Origin of the sequence: Thermoactinomyces sp. DSM 45892 (genome assembly GCF_900107305.1) — a bacterium.
In the GTDB taxonomy this organism is placed as follows: Bacteria; Bacillota; Bacilli; order Thermoactinomycetales; family Thermoactinomycetaceae; genus Baia.
Genome location: NZ_FNPL01000017.1, coordinates 42,167 through 61,293, shown reverse-complemented (window position 1 = coordinate 61,293; position 19,127 = coordinate 42,167). Strand labels below are relative to the sequence as shown.

The following is a 19,127-nucleotide window of genomic DNA, read 5'->3' as shown; positions in this document are numbered from 1 at the left end:
ATCACTCTCTCCCTTTTTCTTGCAACATGGATGAAAATCGAACCTCTTCCTGATTAATGCGAATCGTGACCGCTCCCATCTGATCCGTCCGATAGATTTTCGTGCCTGCTTTTTGTAATCTTCCGATCACCTCAGGGGATGGATGGCCATAAAGATTCTTCTCTCCAGTCGAAACCAACGCATATCGCGGCCGAATCTGATGAATAAATGCCTCTGTACTAGAAGTCTTACTACCATGATGGGCTACTTTATATATATCGATCTTTGGTAGATTCCATGACTGGAGAAGTTTTTCTTCAGCATGTTTTTCAATATCACCTGTAAATAAAATGTGTTTCTGATCGATTGTAAACAGGAGTACCAGCCCTGCATTATTGGACGTTCCTTCGTATAATTCCTCATCACGTAAATCAGGATAGAGAAAGGTAATCGAGAAACCCGGCTCTATCTCCCACACCTGCCCCATAGGAACCATATGAATCGGGATATCACGCGCTCTTACTTCCCTGATCCAATCCCTCTCCAGTTTCGAGATAGTAGGTAATGGATTCCGAATCACTTTTTCTACCGAAAAGCGCCTAACCACAGCACCTAATCCCTGCAGATGATCCGCATCACCGTGTGTGGAGACAAGTAGATCAATCTGGTTCACACCTTGATATGTGAGAAACGGAACCACAACATCTTCCCCTACATCAAAAGGATCTCTCCTTTCCTGCCACTCTTTTTGAGGATAGGATAGCCTACCCCCACCATCAATTAAAATAGACTTTCCAGACTTGGTCCGAATGAAAAAGGCATCTCCTTGTCCCACATCAATCATGGTAATTTCATGATAGGAAGCAGGCCATACATTTCCATAAACCCCCACTCCAATCCAGCAAACCCATACGCCACTAATCATCCATGGAATCTTAGAATAGAGATAGCGAACACTTACCCAAGTCCACCAACTTCCTACCATCAATAGGATATAAACGAGCAACCAGATCCAATTCGGATGAGCAAATGAAAACAGATGCCCACCAACCTGCTGTAACCATTCAATCCCGCTTTGACTCACTTGAACCATCCACGTCAATCCTTGGGCAAGCCAGACTCCCACGGAAAATACCAAGAAGGAAACGAGTAAGCCTCCATATCCTATTGGCAGGACAACTACGCTAAAAAAAGGGGCAAACAACACATTCGCCATCAGCGAAAACAGAGAACTTTCGTGAAAATAATAAACCAGCAAAGGGAACGAAGCCGCCTGTGCCACACTAGCTCCCGCAACTGTATAGCGAAGCCACTCATATCCATATGGAAAGCGCTCGGCAAGTGGGGTTGTACCCACGATTAAAGCAGCTGTTACCACATAACTAAGTTGAAAACCTGGATTAAAAATCAAAAGTGGTTCAAAACAAAGTTGCATCATCCCAGCAAGACATAAAAAGGAGAGAATATCCTTCTCCTTTCGCCAAGCAATGGCGAGACACATCATTCCTGATACGATACCCGCCCTCACAATCGGCGGCTCCGCTCCTGTAAGCAATACGTAGAAAGGTAGAAGGCTCAGGATCAGCCATGCCGACTTCTCACGGGTAATGCCTACATATCGAAGCATCCAAAAGATCGCTGCTACCAGCAAACTCACATGAAACCCTGAAATAGAGAGAATATGTACAAGACCCAGAGCTTGATATTGAGCCTCCCACTCCATCGGAACATCATAGCGATCCCCAAGAAGAAGCCCTTTCATAAATCCCTGAACCTCTGTATCTGCATATAGATGCTCTATCTGATCACTAAACCATTGATGAGCTTGATCGATCCATGTCATCAGTGAGCTTTCTATTCCGATCTGTTTGAGGTTATGCAAGCCTGTCGCTTTGCCAATCCAAAAGATCGATTGTTGTTGCAAATAGTATCGATAGTGAAATGCTCCAGGATTTCTAGGTAGAGGAGGACGCTCCATTTGAAGAGGAGATTGGATCACCCATCCTCTTCGCACTTGCTTAGACTGCTTCCATTGTTCAAATGATGCTATCTTGATGACAACTCTTATACGTTCCTTCGTATAAAACCACTGACTTTGATGCCGTATTTGTGATAGTTTTAAATCAAAGCGTAATTGGTCACCATCCCGAATTGGCTTTGACTCGATGGTGCCTATCACATGAATATCTTCATCCAAAGGAATAGGAAGTTTGGAAACATTTTGTAGCATGGTAAACGAATATACGAATCCACTTACCGTACATGTCAAGGCTATTAGCAAATAAGAGCGACCAACCTTACTCGTTATAAAAAGAACTCTCGAAACCAAAACAGCTATAAATCCACATGTATACAAAAGCCACTGACTGCCAGTAAACTCAACACACAAAACACCCATCAACCAGCCAATTGCCACTTTGACAAGAGGGCGATTCATCTACTTCGCTACTTTCTGTATCATCTCTACTCTATTCCTCTTCTTCTATTACCTAAATTTTTCCTTCTTTTGACATTCTTTTTATGCATTTTTCATCACCAATAGACACAAAAACCCTCAACTTTATGCACACCTATGAGTGAACATACATTTGATTGATCTTAGCAAGTAAGTTCCATACAATATAGGGGAATAGTATTCTGAACAGGGGGTTCATTATGTCGAAGAATAAAGATCTAATCGATTTAACTGAAAAATATGGTGCACGAAATTACCATCCACTTCCGATCGTTCTCACACACGGTGAAGGAGTTTGGGTCGAAGATGCAGATGGAAATCGTTATATGGACATGCTTTCCGCTTACTCTGCATTAAATCATGGACACCGCCATCCACGTTTAATTCAAGCATTAAAAGATCAAGCGGATCAAATCACGTTAACTTCTCGTGCCTTTCACAATGCGCAACTAGGTACTTTTTATGAAAAATTATCTGAGCTAACAGGCAAAGAAATGATTCTACCGATGAATACAGGTGCGGAAGCGGTTGAAACCGCTATCAAAGCCGTTCGTCGCTGGGCTTATGATGTAAAGAAAGTGCCAGATAATCAAGCAGAAATCATCGTATGTGAAGATAACTTCCACGGACGTACGGTAACAACTGTCTCTCTCTCATCCAATCCTGAATACACACGCGGATTTGGTCCACTCACACCTGGCTTTAAACTTGTACCTTATGGAGATTTAGAAGCCTTAAAAGCCGCTATCACTCCCAATACGGCTGCCTTTATCTTAGAACCGATTCAAGGGGAAGCAGGCGTAATCGTTCCTCCGGCTGGCTATCTAAAATCCGCTCTCGAAATCTGTAAAGAAAACAACGTATTATTTGTAGCCGATGAGATCCAAACTGGATTCGGGCGTACTGGACAAGCATTTGCATGTGATTGGGAAGAGGTACATCCAGATATGTATATCATGGGGAAAGCGCTTGGCGGTGGTGTCATGCCAATCTCTGCCGTAGCGGCAAACACCGATATCCTCGGCGTATTTGAGCCAGGCTCCCATGGTTCTACTTTCGGTGGCAACCCCCTCGCTTGTGCTGTTGCCATCGCTGCTCTAGACGTACTAGCTGAGGATGAACTTCCAAAGCATTCTCGTGAGCTAGGCGAATACTTTAAACAAGAACTGGAAAAAATTCAAAATCCAATCATAAAAGAAGTACGCGGAAAAGGCTTGTTTATCGGCATGGAACTCCACGAAAAAGCTCGTCCATACTGCGAAGCATTGATGGCAGAAGGACTTCTTTGTAAAGAGACTCATGATAACACAATCCGATTTGCACCACCGCTTACGATTACAAAGGAAGAACTAGACCTTGCATTAGAAAAAGTACGGAAAATCATGGCCTAGTCCCCCTATTAAAGAAGCTCTTGCCAAACCAAAATGGCGAGAGCTTCTTTTCTATGGCACCGTAATTTTATCCTTAAAGCGTGCTAATAACTTCTCTCCAATCCCTGGCACCTTCGCAATATCTCCCACTCGTTTAAAAGGGCCGTTTTTCTCTCGATATTGAATGATCGCTTCTGCTTTTGCCGCTCCCACTCCCGGTAATTCTTCTAATTCTTTGCTACTCGCCGAATTAATCGCAACCTTGCCATTTCGATCACTTGAATCGGCTTGCCCTACTAACGGCTGACTCTCTTCACCCTTCCGAGGGATGTAGAGTACCGATCCGTCCGCGATTTCTTGAGCTAGGTTTACCTTTTTCAAATCTGCCTCATCCGTACTTCCACCCGCTGTTTCAATCACTTCATATAATCGAGTTGCTTTTTTAAATTGATAAATCCCTGGCTTTTTGACTGCACCTTTTACATCTACAACAAATAGCTGTACACTTTCTCGTTTTGGGGGAACCAATGCCATTTTCTCGTTTTGATCAAGCCAATCTTGAGATTTCTCTACATTTTTCACAGGAGGACCTTCTGCACTCAGCCACCCCTCTCCTCTAAACAGAAGAACTGCCAACAAGCACAAAACCACTACACTTAATGCTACTACCAGCTTTTTCTCTCGATCCGTCCATCTGGATAACATTCCGTCCAACCTCCTATATCCATATATTTCCTCAAAAAAAAGACAAACCCTGCAAAGGCTTGTCCTGCATTCTTTATTCAATCGATTCACTAACCGTATGATCTTTTTTTCTAAGCCATCTAAACGGCGAAAATTCTCGTTCCCCATCCTTAAACACACCTACCCGGTCCACATCCAGAAATACGCCTTTGCAATTAGATAGAGCTAGATCATATGTGCTGAGGAATTTTTCAATCCTCTTCTTACTACGGTACACCACTCGCTTCTGGTTATCTAAGTTAAGGATGATAAGGCGCTCAATCGACTCGTCATACCAAAACTTTATCTCGGACATATTTACCCACTCTTTCGCAAAAATGTGATATATGAACGTACAGATAAAGAGAAAGCTAGACAACTTCTTTCCTTATACTACCAAAAGATTGTTTTTGTTTCAATTTTTAAAAAATAAAGAACCCCAGTAGAGCCATGTCTACTAGGATCGACTTATCCCTTTATGGGAACATGAATCTTAAAGCAAGTTCCTCTACCCTTCTCGCTAGCTACCGTAATCGTACCACCATGCGCCTCTACAAATTCCTTTGCAATCGCAAGTCCAAGACCCGTACCACCCTCTTGTCTAGATCGATTCGTATCCGCTCGATAAAAGCGATCAAATAAATAAGGAAGATGTTCCGGATCAATACCCGAGCCCGTATCCATAACCCTCATGAGAAGACCGCCTACTATGGATTTCTCTAACGTGACGAGGATTTTCCCTTCTTCTGGGGTATAAGCAAACGCATTCGATAATAGGTTTACAATCACTTGCGTAATCCGATTTGGATCGATCTGCACATATGATGACGCATCGTCGATCTCTGTTTCAAACCGTAATTGGATCTTCCGCTCTTCTGCTTCAAATTGATACATACTGGTAATCTGCTCCAGTAATTGGCGCAATGATACCTTCTTTTTCTCCAATGGTAGCTTTCCTACTTCTGCCAACGATAACTGATGCAAATCTTGAACCAGCCGTGTTAAACGAGCCACTTCATCCTGAATCGGTAGCAAAGTAGAAGGCTCAGCCGGCTTAATTCCTTGCTGGATCAACTCAAGCTGCCCTTGAATAATCGTTAACGGAGTTCGAAGCTCATGTGCCACATCCGCCACAAGATGAGTCCTAGCCTGCTCCGTTTTATATAGCTTTTGTGTCATCAGATCAAATGAATTGGCTACCTCTCCAAATTCATCCTGCGTATCCAGCTTTAATTGCGTTTGCAGGTCTCCATCTTTCACCCTTTGAATCCCTTGCAAAATCGTCCCAAGAGGTCTCGTGAAGATTTTGGTGATCCAAGCTCCGAGTAACAAAGCAATAATGGAAGTACATACGATTCCAGTCAGCGTCCCAAATGAGATCGTACGAAATACCTGCTGTTCCGCCATTAAAAGACCGAGTGGTGTCGTTCCTGTAATCTCTACAACCCCGACTTGTGTCCCTTCATAGAGAATCGGATATTGATCTGTTTGTATTTTCCCCTCCACCGAACGGTTTGGCACATTTTCCGAAACCAACAAATGATCGTGGGCATCATAAATTTTAATATCACGAACCCATTCAGATGAACTTTTTTGCTTCTCACCTAAAAGCTTTTTATTGATGTAATTTTCAATGCCCGCCCATGATTCATTCTTCTTATAGTAGTTGGCAAGTTGCCTCGCGTACTCCTTCTGACTCTCCTGCACATACTGGGAAAACAAATTTTTCGAATATAGATAGGAGATCCCATAATAAACCGTTCCCATAAAGACGATGAGAACGAATAACGAAACGAGTAGCTTTGTCCTAACTTTCATCGATCTTCTCGGAAACGATAGCCTAAACCATGGACCGTTTGAATATAGCGGACACCGCTCTCTCCGTCACCAATTTTTTTACGCAAGTGGCTGACATGACTATCAATACTTCGTTCGTAGTTGATGTAGGCGTCCCCTGTCGTTGCTTGTAATAATTGAAGTCGACTATAAACCACTCCCGGGCGTTTAGCCAGTGTATATAGGATTTGAAATTCTCCAGCCGTTAAGAAAACCTCTTCTTCATTCTTCCACACACGCACTTTTTCCACATCAATAAGCAGGTCTCCACGTTGTAGAACTTCTTCATCTGATTTTTTGCTACTTACACGCCGAAGAACAGAGCGAATTCGTGCAGAAAGCTCCCGCAAACTAAATGGCTTCGTCATATAATCATCGGCGCCCATCTCTAAGCCTAATACCCGGTCCATCTCCTCTGTTTTCGCTGTCAGCATAATCACAGCAATTCCAGAAATCCCACGAATTTCCCGGCAAATATCAAGTCCACTCTTCTCTGGAAGCATCCAATCTAGCACTACTAAATCAGGCTTAATCTCCTCTACTTTTCGAATCGCCTCATTTCCAGTCGTGGCGGAAGAGACGCGAAACCCTTCTTGCTCTAAGTACGGACAGATAATATCGAGTACCTTTTGTTCATCATCAACAACTAAAAGAGAATGTTGCATGAGAAACACATCCTTTATTATTCATAACCTCATTGTACAAAGTAAATTTGGTGGATTTATGGTGAACCTTTTACCAAGAGTTGTCATTCACTAGACTCATAAAATAGACCTAGAAGAAATCCCTCTAGGTCTATTGTTGTTAATTGGCTACAATATTAATCAATTTCCCAGGCACCACTATCACTTTTCGTACCACTGTTTCTTCCAACCACGTCTGAATCGCCTGTTGCCCCATCGCTTGTTTCTCAATCTCTGCACGATCCGCTCCAGCTGGAACTACAATCTTGCCACGCATTTTTCCATTGATCTGAACGACAATCTCGACCTCATCTTGCACGAGTGCCGATTCATCCGCTTTCGGCCATGTAGCTAGATGCACACTATCACGATGTCCAATCAAATGCCATAACTCTTCCGTAATATGCGGAACAAACGGGGCCAGCAAGACCACCAAGGACTCCAGAGACTCCTTCAATACAACACGATCGGCATCGGCTGGATATGCGTTAATGCCATTTACAAGCTCCATAATCGAACTAACAGCTGTATTAAAATGGCTCCGTTCTCCAATCTCATGCGTTACCTTCTGAATCGTCGCATGTAGCAAACGGCGCAGTTCTTTTGCTGAACTGCTCAGCTCAGGAGAAATCGGCAACTCTTGCTTAAACAAATCAAGATGCTGGACAACCAGACGCCACACACGGTTCAAGAAACGATAACTACCTTCTACCCCGCTATCACTCCACTCCAAGTCGCGCTCAGGTGGGGCAGCAAACAGGATAAAGAGGCGAGCGGTGTCAGCACCATATTTATCGATGATTTCCAACGGGCTAACTCCATTCCCCTTGGATTTCGACATCTTGAAGCCACCTTTTAAAACCATCCCCTGTGTTAACAAGCTATGGAACGGCTCATCCTGATCAACCATCCCCGCATCAAATAATACTTTGGTAAAAAAGCGAGAATACAGCAAGTGGAGTACCGCATGTTCAATACCGCCAATATACTCGTCAACGCCCATCCATTCATTTGCCTTTTTCGAGTCAAAAGGAAGCATTTCATTAGCCGAATCAGTAAACCGTAAATAGTACCATGATGAATCCATGAACGTATCCATCGTATCGGTTTCACGTCGGGCTTTCTCATGACCGCAGTTCGGACAAGCCGTATATGCAAATGTCTCGGACGTGGTTAGTGGATTGCGTTTCCCGTCGAATACAACATCTTCTGGCAACACAACGGGCAATTGTTCTTTTGGAATCGGGACTGTTCCACAATCATCACAGTATACAATCGGGATCGGTGTCCCCCAGTAACGTTGACGGGAGATCAACCAATCACGCAAACGATAATTTACAGTCGACCCGCCTAATGATGTTTCTTCTAAATGGTCGGCAATCGCCTTGATCGCATCACGATTCGCCATTCCATCAAATCGGTCAGAATTCACTAACACGCCATCTTCCGTAAATGCCACCTCTAAAGGAAGTTCCAATTGACCCTCTACCGGCCCAATCACCACTTGAATCGGCAGATCATACTTCTTCGCAAACGAAAAATCGCGCTCATCATGTGCAGGTACACCCATGACTGCCCCAGTCCCATAATCCATCAACACATAATTGGCCACCCAAATCGGCACTTGTTGCCCTGTTAGTGGATGAATCGCATAAGACCCTGTAAAGTACCCAGTTTTTTCTGCATCTGTAGAGGTACGCTCGATTTCCGTAGCCTTCTTCATCTGCTGAGCAAAGTCTTGAATCTCCGTCTCTTGTGGCTTTCCTGTTATCAATTTCTCTACTAACGGATGTTCCGGAGCAAGCACGATATACGACACACCGTATAAAGTGTCAGCTCGTGTTGTAAATACTGTAACTAGCTCCTCATTCAATTCAGGAATGGTAAACGTAACATGCGTTCCTTCGCTTTTTCCAATCCAATTTCGTTGCATCGTTCGTACCCGTTCAGGCCACTTTGGAAGACGATCTAATCCTTCTATCAGACGATCAGAGTAGTCTGTGATACGTAAGAACCATTGCTCTAAATCTTTCTTCGTCACTTCTGAATCACAACGCCAACAGCAACCATCCTCCACTTGCTCATTTGCAAGTACAGTCGCACATTTTGGACACCAGTTAACAGATGCTTTTTTGCGGTAAGCCAAGCCCTTCTCGTAAAACAGCAAGAATAACCATTGTGTAAACTGATAGTAATCCGGTAAGCAGGAACCTAGATAACGATCCCAATCATAGGAAACACCTACTAATTCCTGCTCATGTCTGATTTTCTCCATATTGCGGATCGTTAGCTCTCTTGGATTTACACCTCGTTCAATAGCGGCATTTTCCGCTGGTAAACCAAAAGCATCCGCTCCCATAGGATGCAAAACACGGTACCCGTTCATGCGACGAAAACGGGCCACTACATCGCCAATCGAATAAACCCGCATATGTCCCATGTGAAGGCCTTCCCCCGAAGGGTACGGAAATTGCTCTAAAGCATAATACTTCGGCTTAGATAAATCCTCATCTGTTTTATATAACTGTATCTCTTTCCAAAGCCCCTGCCACTTCGGCTCAATCTCTTTTGCTATGTACTCCATTTTTACATCCTCCTTCATAAACTGTTTCTACACTAAAAAACCTCTCGTCCCTAGCTTGATCAAGCTAGGGACGAGAGGTTTGTTCTCTTCTCGCGGTACCACCCTAGTTAGGATTACTAAAACAATCCTCACTTCATTTATCCTTAACGCGGACAAAACGCTATAAGTTACTAAGGTTCACTTATAGAGCAATAAAGTGAGTTCATAAGGTTTTGCATCTTGGCTTGCACCAACCGCCAATTCTCTGAAACGCAAACAATCTTACTACTACTCTTTATCATAGCCTTTGTCTATAAATAGTTATCTGCCATTATAGGCAAGTTTACGCGAATTGTCAATCTACTTCTCTACAACCACATTATTGAGCAAGATCGATTTTTGGAGCATCTCCCCAAAGGCGTTCGAGATCGTAGAAATCCCTCTCGTCCCGGTGAAACACATGAACCACTACATCACCAAGGTCAACAAGCACCCAACGTGCATCTTGGAAACCCTCGACCCCACGGATTGGAATCCCTTCTTCATTCATTTTTTCTTTTATGCCTGTTACAATTGCTTGAACTTGAGTTTGAGAGTTACCGTGGCAGACTACAAAATAGTCAGCAAAAACGGAAAGGCCGCGAATGTCCAATATGGTAACACTATGAGCTTTTTTATCCTCAGCTACTGTGGCTGCTAGTTGTGCTAGATGCAACAAATTCAAACGGATTCCTCCCTTAGTCTCTTTCCAGACAACATTCGTTTTAACTCATCACGAGCGGCAATCGCCAGTGGATAAACCGGTTGCTTTTGTGACTGTAAAAACAGTATCGTATTATCCATTGCTTGTAGCACTGCTACATCTAAATCGATCTCGGCCAATCTACGTACTCCATCTACCCCAGGAAATTTTCTCCCCGGCTCAATGTAATCAGCCAGATACACTACTTTATCAAGAATAGACATATCAGGCCTTCCAACCGTGTGGGATCGTATAGCTTGCAAAATATCTTCATCCACTATGCCAAATACTTCTCGAGCCACTTCTGCACCAACAGGAGCATGCCAAATCTCCTTATGATATTGGAGCAAATCAAGTGGCAATTGGTATCGCTTGATCCACTGCGTCAACTGTTCACGAGACCAGAACTTACAATAGTCGTGGAGAATGGAGGCAATCCTTGCTTTAGACGGATCCGCACCAAACCGCTTGGCCAATTCGACTGCGGTATCCACTACACGCAAGGTATGTTCAAAGCGTTCTGGTTTTAACTGCTTTTTGGTAGCTTGCAATAAAACATCAAGATCCATACAAGCCTTGCTCCTTTATATATTGGTCCACTAGATCAGGTACCATGTAACGAACGGATTTTCCCAAACGTACTTGTTTTTGAACAAAAGTAGAAGACAATCTGATTTCAACCACATCTTCTATCCAACAAACGTGCTTATCTATATAGTTTGGTATATCGTCTGCCTTCGTGCCTGGTCGATGTAGTCCAATAATCTGCACATATTGTAGTATTTTCTCTATTCTATACCACTCTGGTAAATTTTTCACCATATCCTCGCCCATTATCAGAAAAAAATGGGCATCCGGATACTGTTTCGTAAACTCCTGAATGGTTAAGAGCGTGTAAGAAGGACCTGATCTCTTGATTTCGATATCTTTCACTTGAAAGCATGGATGGTTTTCAGTTGCTAACTGCACCATGTGTAGGCGGTGTTTGGCTGAGGTAATGGTTTTATGTCTCTTATGCGGTGGATCCCCTGCAGGGACGAACCACACCTGGTCTAAGTTCATTCCTTCTCTCGCTTGTTCAGCGATTAAAAGATGACCATGATGTATCGGATCAAAGGTTCCACCCATGATACCAATTCGCATCGATGCCACCTCATTTATGTATTTTGCACACTCAGTGACTCTTCTAATGCACTTCGCATCACTTCAACAGGGGCTTTTTGGCCTGTCCATAGTTCGAGTGCGTATGCCGCTTGATGGACGAGCATCCCCAGCCCATAATGGACTTCACAACCCTTTTGCCGTGCTTTTTGGATGAAGAGAGTTTCTTTGGGGTTGTAGATTAGGTCACTTACTAACACATGTGGGATAATCCATTCTTCCGGAATAGGTAATTGATCCACGTTTGGATACATTCCGATCGATGTGGTATTGATTAACAAGCTAGCTTGACGGATAGCTTCCTTCCCATTTTCTAATGAACAAGCTTTTGCTGTAGTCCATCTTCCTAGATGACCAGCCAGCTCCTCCGCTTTCGAGTAAGTACGATTCAAAATCTGGATTTCAGTAGCACCCTCTTTAGCCAAGATCGTAGCCACGGCCCGTGCCGCTCCACCTGCTCCCAGGATTACAACCGATTGACCACCCACCGTAATCCCCGTCTCTTGTTCCAACGAACGAAGATATCCCACTCCATCCGTATTATATCCAATTCGCTTTCGATCTCGCACCACTACCGTATTTACCGCACCAATCGTCCACGCAGATTCATCTAAATCATCCAATAAATCTATGACTCCCACTTTATGTGGAATCGTCACATTAAAACCATCCCATCCTCCAATTGGACCTTGACCCAAATTCTGAGGCAACAACTCTTTCGATACCGCTATCGCCTCATAACTAGCCGTTAAGCCTATATCAGCAAACGCCGCACGCATCATCTGTGGAGAACGAGAGTGACTTACTGGATCTCCAATCAATCCCAATTTCAATCTCTCTTCACTCCTCCCCTATATAATCGCCGGCCGTATCCCTACCTGCACGCCCTCCGGAGCCCACACATCAATCACAGCCCTATCTTGTCCGCAAGCAATCCAACCTAAGCCTGCAATTACGATGTCCTGTTTTTCCTTCCCGTTTAGCTGAATCCGGTGCTTCCGCCATTTAGGGAGTTGAGTCGGATCTTCTGGAGGGCTCAGGATGCTACCACGATGCTTTGTTTGGATCTCATCTGCTTTTTCCAATTTAGTCCGATGAATATACAATCGATTCGAAAGGTAGGTAACAAATGATTGTTTTGCTCCTTCTAAGAAATCGAATCGTACTAGCCCACCGAAAAACAACGTCTGCTGTTCATTTAATTGAAATACCTTCGGTTTAATTCCCGATTGAGGCATCACGATCTGTAACTCTTTCGGTGTCACCCATTCACTCATTCGATCTTTCCGCACGATTCCTGGAGTATCGATAATCGCTTTTCCATCTTCAAGTGGAATATAAATCGAGTCTAGTGTCGTACCTGGATACGGAGAAGTTGTAATATATTCTTCCTCTTCACCAAACTCTTTTAATAACCGATTAACAAAAGTAGATTTTCCTACATTGGTCACACCAATAATGTAAACATCTCTTCCTTTTCGATGGTGTTCGATCGCTTCCACCGTTTGACGGAAATATTCTCCTTTGGCAGCAGAGGTTAGCGCAATTTCAATCGGATCTACACCTAACTCTTTCGCAGTTGCACGCACCCAATCTTTTAATCGCCCCCACTTAACAGACTTGGGAAACAGATCAATTTTATTTGCTAGAAGTAGGAGCGGGTTATTCCCAATATGTCGATGAATCCCTTGAATCCAACTACCTGCTAAATCAAAGATATCTACTACCAATACCACTAAGCTATCCGTATGTGCGATCTCCTGTAGTTTTTGTAAATAAACATCTGGATCCTGCTCCACTGGCGCAATATCGTTATAGTGGCGAATTCGGTAGCAACGCTTACAAACAATATGTTCTCTTTTTAACGCAGAAGAAGGCGCATAACCAGGACGGTTTTCATCTTCCGTCTGGATGCGCACTCCACAACCTTCACAATAATTCTGTTCTGTCTCGATCAACGAAGTTCCTCCTAACCTAGATAACCGCGTTTCCTCATCCAGCGAAATGCGCCTCGTTCAACTAAGCGATTCACTTTTGTGAAGAAACCTTCACGCTTTGACACAGGGACGACTAAAATCGTCTTTAGTCCCATTCGATTTCCACCTAACACATCCGTTAACAGTTGATCACCTACCACAACCGTTTCATGCCGCTTTGTATTCAAAAGTGATAATGCCTTAACAAATGCCCTAGAAAAAGGCTTACGTGCAGCATGAATAAACGGAATATCCAGCGGCTCAGCAAATTTTCGCACTCTTACCTGATTATTGTTAGACACAATAATCACTTGAATACCTTGCCCTGTTATTTCTTTTAACCATACTAATAACTCTGGAGTCGCATCCGGACGGTCTGACTCCACTAACGTATTATCTAAATCAAAAATCATCCCTTTTACACCGTGCCCTCTTAATTCCTCCACATTAATATGGTAAATCGAAGGAACATAAGAATACGGTACCAACTGACGAAACATACTTCACATCCCGTCCAATCTGTAGCAAAAACAAGTAAGATCAACCGACCCTACAAGTCTTTTTGGCATAACTATAACACATCTGTAAAAGGTGACGCAAAGCCTACCCGTTAGGTTGACAGAACAACTTATTTTTCGAAAACATACATATTTGCTACCTCGCGATAACCTAGGGAAATATAGAGAGGATATCCTGTCAAACTAGTTGCTAAAACACTGGTCCCAGCCCCAAAGTCTTTCGCATCCATCAACATCGTCTTACATAGTGCCTTTGCGAGCCCCTTTCCTCGATACGCCTCCAATGTAATCACTTGATCCAGACATGCTATATCTCCAATTAGGGAAAAACGTCCATGTGTAACCGGCCGGTTTTTTTCTACATAATAAGTAAACAACTGCTTATCCTCAATCCTCTCTGGGTCCACAATCTCCTTTTGGAAGCTATCATTGACCAATATGACTTCCGAAGGTTCACGGATGAGGCATACTAAATCTGATTTCGGTTCATTCATAGAAGATAAATCAAATGTCATTAAGTACTCTTTATATTTAAAGGTATAACCATATTGTTCTGTAAATACATCTAAATCAAACCCCTCTCCTTGCTCAAAAACCGTCAACCGATGTGGCTCATAAAGCTTACTCGAATGAAGCATTTGTAGTCCTTCAGCTAAATCGGAGTGAGTAACAAAAAATTCATTCGTTCGATTACAAACAGGCGATCCGAATATGATATGTTTCATAGGCCCCAGCTTGTCTAGTCGGGAATTAGGTACAAATCGACAATAAGACCAGCCTCTGACAAAATCTTCTACCAACGCTTCATAAGATATCTCTGTATGTTTCATATTTTCTCTCCTTCATCTTTACCCATCCCTTTTACAATTCGCCAACCGAGAGGCTAAATCCCTGTTTATTCGGACAATTTACAGATAAAAAAATGTGCTTCTATGAATCTGTATGAAGAGACTAATAGAAGCACATTTGCTTACTCTTTCTTACTCCTCTACTATCAATAGTTCTTTTGGGAAGCCTGTTAAAATCACAGGACCATCTACCCCGACTACTACATCATCCTCGATCCGTACTCCTCCCACATCGGGCAAGTAAATTCCAGGCTCAATCGTAAACACGAAGCCTTCTACTAGTAAATCGGGATTCGTTTCCGTAATAGAAGGAAATTCATGAACGCTCATTCCGAGTCCGTGGCCAATGCGGTGTGGGAAATAATCGCCGTATCCAGCCTGACGAATAACATCGCGTGCAGCACGATCGATCTCTCCTAGTGGAACGCCAGCTTTCACTCGATTAATAGCGGTTAATTCTGCCTCTAAAACAGTCTGATAAATTCGCTCTTGTTCAGGTGTGATGGAGCCAAATGCGATAGTACGGGTAATATCAGAGCAATACCCTTGCCACACCACTCCTAGGTCAAACAAAACGAGATCTCCTTTTTCCAGTTTCCGATCTCCAGGGGTTCCGTGTGGCAGGGCTGACTTTTCACCAAATAGGACCATGGTATCGAATGACATACCCTGAATTCCTTGTTTCTTTAACTCATACTCAATTTTAGCAACCACTTCTGTTTCAGTGATTCCTACTTGAAGAGCCTTCACCCCTATCTCTACACCCAGATCAGCCAATTTAGCCGCTTCTTTCAAAATTTGTAGCTCTTGATCATCCTTTACTTGGCGCATCAAATTCATTTGTTTCTCAACATCCGTAAATGAAATCTCCTCCCCGAGAGATTGCACTCGCAGAGCACGTGAGTAGGAGATGGAATCCATCTCGATCGCCACTTTCATACCAGGCCGGGTAAATGATTTCTCTGACAAAGAATCTTGAAGAATGAACCAAGGATCTTGTGTATCATCATAACTAAGGACTTCCCCCGTCCAACCGGATTTCTGAGCGGCAGCTTGATCTAACTTTGGACAAATTAAGAGAGGATCATGAAGCGCCGGAATGACGAGTCCGAGTAGTCTCTCATGAGGCTCTGAGTCAAAGCCCGTTAGATAGTAGATATTTCGCGAATGACTAATAAAAGCAAAATCAATGTGTTGTTCTTGTAACCAGCTTTGAAGTTTACCTATTCGAAGATTCATCTGCTTTCATTCCTTCACGTTAAAATGTTTACCATTTCATTAGAGCAAATTGATTCCATTTTGACAATTTTTTATTTCAATATCAGCTCATTACACCCATTCTCCTATTTCCATGATCCACCTGTTTACTATGTATATACTAGGGTATATAATGATGTATATCATATTACCCGTCCGGCTATCAATCCTGTTTGGCAAGCATCTTTGAATTACACCATATTTATGGAGAAAGAGAGGAATTCATGATGAAAAATCATATGTACTTGTGCGAACAATGTGGTCACTCAACCGCGAAGTACGAAGCCCGCACGTATATGAACGGTTCAAATCAATTAGTTTGTCAGAAATGTTTACACGAGCTAAGAGATCAATCACATAAAAAGAATACAAATTAAAAGCTACTGGATCATCCGTGAGATCCAGTAGCTTTTTTACCATAAACTATGCTCTGACTTTCTATCATCCGCTACATACTCTGACCACTTCTCTTTAAACTCTTCTAACGAAATCTTCCCAGACTGAATCTCCAGCAGATCCTGTATAGCCATACACTGAGAAACATCCAACACATAACCCAAGTCAAAAAACCCCCTCAAACCCTTTTCATAACTACATACCTACAACCATTGAAATCCGAACCTACGCTCCAAAACTCGACCTTCCCACGCGAAAGAAAGGGCAACTGTTTTAGCGTGCTCAATCGCTTGATACAAGTTGATGTACGCTTCGTCTTCCTCAGCATTCCAAATGGTAATCACTTCATATTTTGTAAACCCTAATAGTTGCAAAAAACACCATAACGCTTGATCCATTTTGGATTCCATGTACGGCTCTTGAAATGGATCTATGTCATAACGATCTCCCGTTGTAATATGAACAACTTCTCGACTAGAAAAATAGTTTTGAATTTGTTGTTCGTCCTGAAAAAAGCCGTGAATAGCCGAGCCAAGCTTATTAAAACCCGCTTGGAGATCGACATGATATTCATCTGTTACAAACAGATAGCGATCTGCTTCTAAAAATGAATGAATCCATTCATCTTGTTTTTGATCAAGTAAGTGAACAGGTTGATCTGTGGTGTGTGGGATTGACTGAAGGAGAGCATGCGAGTGTACTGCAGAAGAAGTGGAAGGACCCCAAATAAATTGATCTTCAGGGCATGCAAGCTGATATGTCTCCAAAAATTTGTGAAGCACCTTTTCAACAGACTCTGATCGTTCGGAGGAAGAAAGTGCATGAAAAATAAAAACCGTACCCATATATCCTCCCCTTATAAGAGGATCAGTAGTACGAGGAATTTGAGAAAGCTTGTTCGTATATGAGTAAATAATAGAATAACAACCTTTATCCTATTCTACATTTACTCTCCAGTTCCTCTTCGATCCACAAATTTTTATATAGTCCATCTATATCACTTGTATCTGGATTTTAGAACTTCGGGCAGGATAAATCGAAAGCTACTATCTCCGCTTCTTTTCACGTACATAATAGGAAAGAATAGACCAGACTCCTGCCACCATCACCCCAAGTAATAATCCAACCTCAATCCAAGCAATCCAATAGTTACCCATCACTTGAAAGGCTAATGTGTTTTTCACAATATCCCATCCATCGGCAATCGTTGAAATCATGATGTAGAAAAAGCTAAAAATCAGAACCATTTGCTCTAATTTTAACCTTCGTTTGCTCTCTTCCATCTCTAACATCGTCGTCATCGCATCTAGTTCCAGATGAAGCTCGTCCATTAGTTCTTCGATCCGATAACTACGACGAACCATCTCATACAGACGAGCTATATGAGTAATTCGACTTACTTGTTTAAAGGAGCATCTTAGCGTAAAGAAAACCATTCTTTTCTTTAGCTCCCGCACCTCAACAAATGCCTGCTTCTCCTGTCCATCCAATTGGTGGGGTAGATGAGAGGCTAGAATCGAAAAATATTGTAGCGAGTAAAATTGGTGTAACGTTAAGACATACATATAAAAGTAATTACTTTTTAAATTTTGCTGGTTTTCTCCTAATAGAAATTCATTTGAATCCTTATTGTTCGTTAAGTGACACACATGAGCAATTCCCTCTACTGATACGCGCCAGTAGCTATTCTGAAAAATCCTCATCGTCTCCTCATCTTCATGTAACTCGATTCGTGGAGGATTATGTATCTCATGATAAGTTCTACTCAGCAAATATAAGCTTTTCATAAACTCACGATGATCCGAAGGCTGGTCCATTTCTTCTAAAGTAACCGCATTGTAGACGAGAACATTTTTCGTAGATCCGTATCTGGATTCAAATAAAGTTGCCACCTGTACTTGCTTAAAAATCTTATGCATACATCTACCTAAACTACATTGGACTGGGTAACGATTATGCTTTTGTAACTTTCGTACAACCCGTTCAGAGCTTTGGAGAAATTGCTTTACATAATAGTTATTTTGAATGAGGTCAGATAAATCTTGACCCTTAGGATATGCGATCGAAAAAGTTAGAAACCCAATCTGTGTCTCAAACAAAATTAAACTTATTTCACATAGGTAAAGTTCATATTCATAATCCTTATGTCCAAAAGAAATGATCTGATTTTTATTCGGAAGATCATATTGGATGCATCCGTCCTGTGTTAACACAAAACGGGATCCAATCGATTGATTCCCGTTGGGATCCGACTGTATCAATCGATCAATGTGATGAAACAAACGCTTGCCTGAGATATTTTTTACTCTCCATATCTTCTTATCCGTCTCCCTACCCACTTCTTCCTCCAAATCTTTTGTTAATTCTCGATAAGAAGCGTTATAGGCAAATGGTATCATCATCTTCGTAATCTGTCGTTCCACTATTGCCTTCATATACATTCTCCGTTAACGATGGAATTATAATAAATACCTAAAGAATCATACTACCATAAAATCATTAAGCAGATAAAATCAATTAAAATGGTTTTATCAATCTTTGTCGAATAGTACCTATGCTAGGAAACAATCACTTTAATTTCCTATTAAAACTAAAAAATCATATAAAATAGAAAATTTTA

At 42.3% G+C, this 19,127-nt stretch carries 19 protein-coding genes and 1 other annotated feature; of the genes, 1 reads left to right on the top strand and 18 read right to left on the bottom strand.

The annotated features are described in order from the left end of the window. Position 1: 1 nt before the first annotated feature. Positions 2-2,416, bottom strand: a complete 2,415-nt coding sequence (locus BLU58_RS13580; RefSeq protein ID WP_093292959.1) for a DNA internalization-related competence protein ComEC/Rec2 — start codon at positions 2,414-2,416, stop codon at positions 2-4. Positions 2,417-2,634: 218 nt separating this feature from the next. Here BLU58_RS13580 and BLU58_RS13575 point away from each other — a divergent pair, with 218 nt between their 5' ends. Beyond that, positions 2,635-3,825, top strand: coding sequence for an ornithine--oxo-acid transaminase (locus BLU58_RS13575; RefSeq protein ID WP_093292957.1), 1,191 nt, complete (start codon positions 2,635-2,637; stop codon positions 3,823-3,825). Between the two features lie 51 nt (positions 3,826-3,876). Here BLU58_RS13575 and BLU58_RS13570 read toward each other — a convergent pair whose 3' ends face one another. The 17 genes from BLU58_RS13570 to BLU58_RS13500 all read right to left on the bottom strand — a co-directional run bounded on the left by BLU58_RS13570 (position 3,877) and on the right by BLU58_RS13500 (position 18,942). Beyond that, the gene (locus BLU58_RS13570) at positions 3,877-4,509 is read right to left on the bottom strand and encodes a helix-hairpin-helix domain-containing protein (protein ID WP_176786686.1); all 633 of its coding nucleotides are present in this window, start codon (positions 4,507-4,509) and stop codon (positions 3,877-3,879) included. Positions 4,510-4,582: 73 nt separating this feature from the next. Next, positions 4,583-4,843 (bottom strand): hypothetical protein, encoded by a 261-nt coding sequence (locus tag BLU58_RS16155; RefSeq protein ID WP_143123794.1) that lies wholly within the window; start codon positions 4,841-4,843, stop codon positions 4,583-4,585. A 152-nt stretch (positions 4,844-4,995) separates the two neighbouring features. After that, a complete protein-coding gene (locus tag BLU58_RS13565) occupies positions 4,996-6,345 on the bottom strand; it encodes a HAMP domain-containing sensor histidine kinase (RefSeq protein WP_093292953.1) in 1,350 nt (449 codons plus the stop codon). Then, on the bottom strand, positions 6,342-7,028 hold the full coding sequence (locus BLU58_RS13560) for a response regulator transcription factor (RefSeq protein WP_093292951.1): 687 nt from the start codon (positions 7,026-7,028) through the stop codon (positions 6,342-6,344). Before BLU58_RS13560 ends, BLU58_RS13565 begins: the two co-directional genes overlap by 4 nt. 139 nt (positions 7,029-7,167) lie before the next feature. Further along, positions 7,168-9,630, bottom strand: coding sequence for a leucine--tRNA ligase (gene leuS, locus BLU58_RS13555; protein ID WP_093292949.1), 2,463 nt, complete (start codon positions 9,628-9,630; stop codon positions 7,168-7,170). 63 nt (positions 9,631-9,693) lie between these two features. Continuing rightward, positions 9,694-9,920 (bottom strand) — a binding site (T-box leader). A gap of 68 nt (positions 9,921-9,988) precedes the next feature. Then, positions 9,989-10,333, bottom strand: coding sequence for a ribosome silencing factor (gene rsfS / locus BLU58_RS13550; RefSeq protein WP_093292947.1), 345 nt, complete (start codon positions 10,331-10,333; stop codon positions 9,989-9,991). After that, complete coding sequence (gene yqeK, locus BLU58_RS13545) at positions 10,330-10,920, bottom strand: bis(5'-nucleosyl)-tetraphosphatase (symmetrical) YqeK (protein WP_093292945.1); 591 nt, start codon at positions 10,918-10,920, stop codon at positions 10,330-10,332. The genes rsfS and yqeK overlap by 4 nt, the downstream gene beginning before the upstream one ends. Beyond that, positions 10,910-11,494: a nicotinate-nucleotide adenylyltransferase gene (locus BLU58_RS13540; RefSeq protein WP_093292943.1), complete on the bottom strand. Its 585-nt coding sequence runs from the start codon at positions 11,492-11,494 to the stop codon at positions 10,910-10,912. The genes yqeK and BLU58_RS13540 overlap by 11 nt, the downstream gene beginning before the upstream one ends. Before the next feature lie 14 nt (positions 11,495-11,508). After that, the gene (gene aroE / locus BLU58_RS13535) at positions 11,509-12,345 is read right to left on the bottom strand and encodes a shikimate dehydrogenase (protein ID WP_093292941.1); all 837 of its coding nucleotides are present in this window, start codon (positions 12,343-12,345) and stop codon (positions 11,509-11,511) included. A gap of 18 nt (positions 12,346-12,363) precedes the next feature. Next, on the bottom strand, positions 12,364-13,470 hold the full coding sequence (yqeH, locus tag BLU58_RS13530) for a ribosome biogenesis GTPase YqeH (RefSeq protein WP_369813789.1): 1,107 nt from the start codon (positions 13,468-13,470) through the stop codon (positions 12,364-12,366). Between the two features lie 11 nt (positions 13,471-13,481). Further along, complete coding sequence (locus BLU58_RS13525) at positions 13,482-13,988, bottom strand: YqeG family HAD IIIA-type phosphatase (RefSeq protein WP_093292939.1); 507 nt, start codon at positions 13,986-13,988, stop codon at positions 13,482-13,484. Between the two features lie 128 nt (positions 13,989-14,116). Beyond that, a complete protein-coding gene (locus tag BLU58_RS13520; RefSeq protein WP_093292937.1) occupies positions 14,117-14,836 on the bottom strand; it encodes a GNAT family N-acetyltransferase in 720 nt (239 codons plus the stop codon). A 150-nt stretch (positions 14,837-14,986) separates the two neighbouring features. Next, positions 14,987-16,093: a M24 family metallopeptidase gene (locus BLU58_RS13515; RefSeq protein WP_093292935.1), complete on the bottom strand. Its 1,107-nt coding sequence runs from the start codon at positions 16,091-16,093 to the stop codon at positions 14,987-14,989. A 240-nt stretch (positions 16,094-16,333) separates the two neighbouring features. Next, on the bottom strand, positions 16,334-16,531 hold the full coding sequence (locus BLU58_RS13510; RefSeq protein ID WP_093292933.1) for a hypothetical protein: 198 nt from the start codon (positions 16,529-16,531) through the stop codon (positions 16,334-16,336). After that, positions 16,525-16,671: a hypothetical protein gene (locus BLU58_RS16545; protein WP_176786685.1), complete on the bottom strand. Its 147-nt coding sequence runs from the start codon at positions 16,669-16,671 to the stop codon at positions 16,525-16,527. Before BLU58_RS16545 ends, BLU58_RS13510 begins: the two co-directional genes overlap by 7 nt. Before the next feature lie 39 nt (positions 16,672-16,710). Beyond that, complete coding sequence (locus BLU58_RS13505) at positions 16,711-17,352, bottom strand: hypothetical protein (RefSeq protein WP_093292931.1); 642 nt, start codon at positions 17,350-17,352, stop codon at positions 16,711-16,713. Between the two features lie 201 nt (positions 17,353-17,553). Continuing rightward, the gene (locus BLU58_RS13500; RefSeq protein WP_093292929.1) at positions 17,554-18,942 is read right to left on the bottom strand and encodes a hypothetical protein; all 1,389 of its coding nucleotides are present in this window, start codon (positions 18,940-18,942) and stop codon (positions 17,554-17,556) included. Between the last annotated feature and the right edge of the window lie 185 nt (positions 18,943-19,127).

Excerpts from the sequence above, each read along its gene's own strand:
- BLU58_RS13570 (WP_176786686.1), bottom strand. The coding sequence starts at position 4,509 with ATGTTATCCAGATGGACGGATCGAGAGAAAAAGCTGGTAGTAGCATTA.
- BLU58_RS13565 (WP_093292953.1), bottom strand. The coding sequence starts at position 6,345 with ATGAAAGTTAGGACAAAGCTACTCGTTTCGTTATTCGTTCTCATCGTC.
- BLU58_RS13500 (WP_093292929.1), bottom strand. The coding sequence starts at position 18,942 with ATGAAGGCAATAGTGGAACGACAGATTACGAAGATGATGATACCATTT.
- BLU58_RS13510 (WP_093292933.1), bottom strand. The coding sequence starts at position 16,531 with ATGGTAAAAAAGCTACTGGATCTCACGGATGATCCAGTAGCTTTTAAT.
- BLU58_RS13520 (WP_093292937.1), bottom strand. The coding sequence starts at position 14,836 with ATGAAACATACAGAGATATCTTATGAAGCGTTGGTAGAAGATTTTGTC.
- BLU58_RS13525 (WP_093292939.1), bottom strand. The coding sequence starts at position 13,988 with ATGTTTCGTCAGTTGGTACCGTATTCTTATGTTCCTTCGATTTACCAT.
- BLU58_RS13560 (WP_093292951.1), bottom strand. The coding sequence starts at position 7,028 with ATGCAACATTCTCTTTTAGTTGTTGATGATGAACAAAAGGTACTCGAT.
- BLU58_RS13540 (WP_093292943.1), bottom strand. The coding sequence starts at position 11,494 with ATGCGAATTGGTATCATGGGTGGAACCTTTGATCCGATACATCATGGT.
- BLU58_RS13505 (WP_093292931.1), bottom strand. The coding sequence starts at position 17,352 with ATGGGTACGGTTTTTATTTTTCATGCACTTTCTTCCTCCGAACGATCA.
- leuS (WP_093292949.1), bottom strand. The coding sequence starts at position 9,630 with ATGGAGTACATAGCAAAAGAGATTGAGCCGAAGTGGCAGGGGCTTTGG.
- BLU58_RS13515 (WP_093292935.1), bottom strand. The coding sequence starts at position 16,093 with ATGAATCTTCGAATAGGTAAACTTCAAAGCTGGTTACAAGAACAACAC.
- BLU58_RS13580 (WP_093292959.1), bottom strand. The coding sequence starts at position 2,416 with ATGAATCGCCCTCTTGTCAAAGTGGCAATTGGCTGGTTGATGGGTGTT.
- yqeK (WP_093292945.1), bottom strand. The coding sequence starts at position 10,920 with ATGGATCTTGATGTTTTATTGCAAGCTACCAAAAAGCAGTTAAAACCA.
- BLU58_RS16155 (WP_143123794.1), bottom strand. The coding sequence starts at position 4,843 with ATGTCCGAGATAAAGTTTTGGTATGACGAGTCGATTGAGCGCCTTATC.
- BLU58_RS13575 (WP_093292957.1), top strand. The coding sequence starts at position 2,635 with ATGTCGAAGAATAAAGATCTAATCGATTTAACTGAAAAATATGGTGCA.